Source organism: Luteitalea sp. (genome assembly GCF_044337415.1).
Lineage (GTDB): Bacteria > Acidobacteriota > Vicinamibacteria > Vicinamibacterales > Vicinamibacteraceae > Luteitalea.
Genome location: NZ_JBIINP010000350.1, coordinates 1 through 3,234, shown reverse-complemented (window position 1 = coordinate 3,234; position 3,234 = coordinate 1). Strand labels below are relative to the sequence as shown.

General features: G+C 69.9%; 3 protein-coding genes. All 3 read right to left on the bottom strand.

Features of this window, described 5'->3' with window-relative positions; all coding sequences use genetic code 11:
* Positions 1 to 659 (bottom strand): DegT/DnrJ/EryC1/StrS family aminotransferase (locus tag ACIRDX_RS22150; RefSeq protein WP_396627590.1); only part of this gene is annotated, 659 nt, incomplete at its 3' end.
* A gap of 141 nt (positions 660 to 800) precedes the next feature.
* Positions 801 to 1,823, bottom strand: a complete 1,023-nt coding sequence (locus ACIRDX_RS22145; RefSeq protein ID WP_396627589.1) for a GNAT family N-acetyltransferase — start codon at positions 1,821 to 1,823, stop codon at positions 801 to 803.
* 2 nt (positions 1,824 to 1,825) lie between these two features.
* On the bottom strand, positions 1,826 to 3,181 hold the full coding sequence (locus tag ACIRDX_RS22140) for a hypothetical protein (RefSeq protein WP_396627588.1): 1,356 nt from the start codon (positions 3,179 to 3,181) through the stop codon (positions 1,826 to 1,828).
* Between the last annotated feature and the right edge of the window lie 53 nt (positions 3,182 to 3,234).

The window sequence follows — 3,234 nt, the reverse complement described above, 5'->3', positions numbered from 1 at the left end:
CCCGCCTCGCCACACGCACCGAGGTTCTTGCCCGGGTAGAAGCTGAAGGCGCCCGCCTTGCCGAATGTGCCGGCGCGCTTCCAGGTGCCGTCGGCACACTGATACTCGGCGCCGTGCGCCTGGCAGGCGTCTTCGACCACCAGGAGGTCGTACTTCGCCGCGATGGCAAGGATGGCGTCCATGTCGGCCACCTGGCCGTACAGGTGTACCGGCACCACCGCCGTGATCGGCTGCTTCGTGCGCTGGCCCAACGGGCGCCCTGTCGCCGGGTCCTTGTCGCACGTCGCCAGGTAGGCCGCGAGCGCCTGCGGGTCCATGCAGTACGTGCGCGGGTCGATGTCCACGAACTCGGTGGCCGCGCCGGCCTGGCTGATCGCCTCGCAGGTAGCGATGAAGGTGTGCGCCACGGTGACCACCGCGTCGCCGGGCTTCACGCCCGCGGCCATCAGCGCGAACCGCACGGCGTCGGTGCCGTTGGCCACGCCCACGCAGTGCGTGCTGCCGCAGAACTCGGCGAACTCGCGCTCGAAGCCCTCCACCTGCGCGCCGCCGATGAAGGCCGCGGAACGGAGCGACTGCCGGAAGGCCTCGACGAGCTCGTCTTCGAGTTCGCGATGGGGCGTTACGAGGTCCAGAAACGGGACAGGAGTGTCAGACATAGTGAATTCAGAATTCAGAGTTCAGAATGAAGCGCGGGGCGTACAACGCCAAGGGCAATTCAAAGTTCAGAATTGAGGAATTCAGCGCGGGGCGACCATCGCCATCTCCGGGAAGAATGTCAGGCATTTCGGCGTTCGGCGTCAGCCCAAGTGGCGGTACGCCAGGCGGCCGGTGAGGTCGAACAGCGGGTCGGGCAAGTGGGCCAGCAGGCGTCGGGTGGTGCGGGCCAGCGCGCTGACGTGCGTGGCGCCAGCCGGTTGCGCCGGCCAGCGCGAATAGGTCAGCTCTCGTCGCTCGGCGCCGAGGTGGTCCTTGAACGCGATCAGGCCGGGCTGGTCGAGATCGGATCTGCCGAGATCGAGCTGTGTGGCGCCTGCGGCGTGGCCGCGGCGGATGGCGGTCCAGAACAGCAGCGGCATGGCGCCGAGCGCGTGATGGCGGGCGTCTGATCCGCCGTACTTGTACACGAGCGTGGCCCCGAACCGGATCGTGAGGATGGACGCCACCGGCATCGCTCCCTGGCGAGCCACGTCGATCGTGAGGCGATCTCCCAGCGCTGCGGCGAGGTTGCGGAACCACGCCATCGGCTGCGGCGGGGCGCCATGCCGGCGACGCGCCTGCCGCAACTGGCCGAAGAACTCGGCGATCAGCGCCTCGGAGCGACCAGCCTCCAGGGCCAGGCCTTCACGTTCGGCGCGCCTGATGGCCCGCCGCGTGCTCGAGGCGTGAAAGCCCGCGAAGATGACGTCGAGCGGCCGGCGCATGTCGAGCACGTGCCAGGCGTACGTGCCACCCGGAGAGAGCGCCGGCGTACCGACCTGCGCCCGCACCTCCACTGATCGCCACTGGCCGTCGCGCGTCACCTCGGCAAGCGCGGCGCACAGCCTCGCCGCCTCCGCGCCATCGTCGGCCAGCACGTCGGTGTGATCGGAGAACGGGAGCGACACGAGCCGACGGGCGAATGCCGTGCGCACTTCGCAGGCGACGAGGCCGTTGGCGAGCGGACCCTCGCCGCTAGTGGTGAGCACGAAGGGGCGGTATCCGTACGTGCGACGCAACGCGTCGAGCCAGCCGCGCGAGTGGAACACGGAGGCACGCGGATGGCGCTCGACGAACGCCTCCCAGCGCGGGTCCTGGAGCGGGTCGATGCTGAAGACGCGCACGGTCAGGCCGCCCTCCGCGCCGGCGCCACGTCGTAGATCACGCGGTCGCCATCGAGGCGTGCCCACGCGACACGCGCGCGCTCGGAGCCGGGGCCGGTCACGATCCACTTGCCGTCGTCCTGCACGAGCGTCATCTCCTGCCGCTCGCGCCACCAGGTGTCGATGTCGGCCGGCGCCGCTGTCCAGAGCTGGCGCTCGTGGCGCAGGCGCTCGAGCAACTGCAGCAGTTCGCGGTACACGCCCCAGGCGCGGTCCTCGAGCAGGTAGTCGGGATGCGCGATGAAGCTGAGCAGGCCGTTCTCGGCGAGGATGGCGTCGATCTGCTGCTGCCAGAGCGCCGTGTCGTAGCGCCCGAGCACGTGGAAGACGGTGTAGTCCTGCGCCGTGGTGAGCGGCAACTCGAGGACGTGCCCGTTGAAGTAGGGCATCACGGTGCAGCAGCCGCCGCGCTGCGGCTCGAGGTGCGCCACGTTGGGCACCGACATGTCGTACGAGATGTCGAGCGAGGGCAACCAGTCCTGACGCCGGTACATTGCGCCCGACCTGAAGCCGCGGCTGCCGAATTCGCGGCCGCGCGCGTTGATGACCGAGGCGTGGCGCAGGAAGCGATCGCGCTGCCGGAACAGCGTGCCGTCGTGGCTGAGGTCGTGGACGTTCACCTCGAAGCCGCGCGCGCGCAGCCGCCCCACGAGATGGCGCGTCCGCTGGCGGGTGGACCACGGCGCCTCGGGCACGACCTGGAACGACGAGTGGATGCCGAACTCCGCATCCACGTCCATCAGCCGATCGCACGCGTCGGCGCCGGCCCGTCCCTCGACGTCGTGCGTCATCATCACGCAGCCCGACGCCCCCTCCGGCCAGAACCAGATGAACGGGAACTCGCGCACCACGCCGCGCTCGAGCGCGAGGCCGACCGTGCGGCGCATCAGCACCTCCACGGACGTGTCGACCGGCCACTGCGGGAAGGCGATCTGCTCCCAGCCACGCCAGTGGAGGCGCTGGAGGTGCTTGCGCACGCCCACCGTGAGCAGCGGGCGAACGCCGTAATAGGCCAGGCGCTTGACGCTCACCTGCGAGATGCCGGCCACCGCAGTCAGCGCCTCGGGGTAGCGCTCGTAACGCAGGTTGGCAACGCTCTCCGCGAGATCGAACGGCGTGACGAGGCGCTCTCCCTGCACGCTCACCGCATCAACGACGTCGAGGGGACCTCTACTCGGGCTCCCTGCCGGCAGGTGGCGGCCGAAGGTGAGCGCGTCGGCGACGCGGAAGTACGCCGGCTCCCCGGACAGGCCTTCGGCTGGCCCGACCACCGCGAGGTGATCGGGGCACCGGAAGTACTCGACCAGGGGATGTGTCATGCGGCTCAGGCGAGCGAGATGACCTTGCCGCGGTCGGCCAGCGACCTGTCGGC

Excerpts from the sequence above, each read along its gene's own strand:
- ACIRDX_RS22140 (WP_396627588.1), bottom strand. The coding sequence starts at position 3,181 with ATGACACATCCCCTGGTCGAGTACTTCCGGTGCCCCGATCACCTCGCG.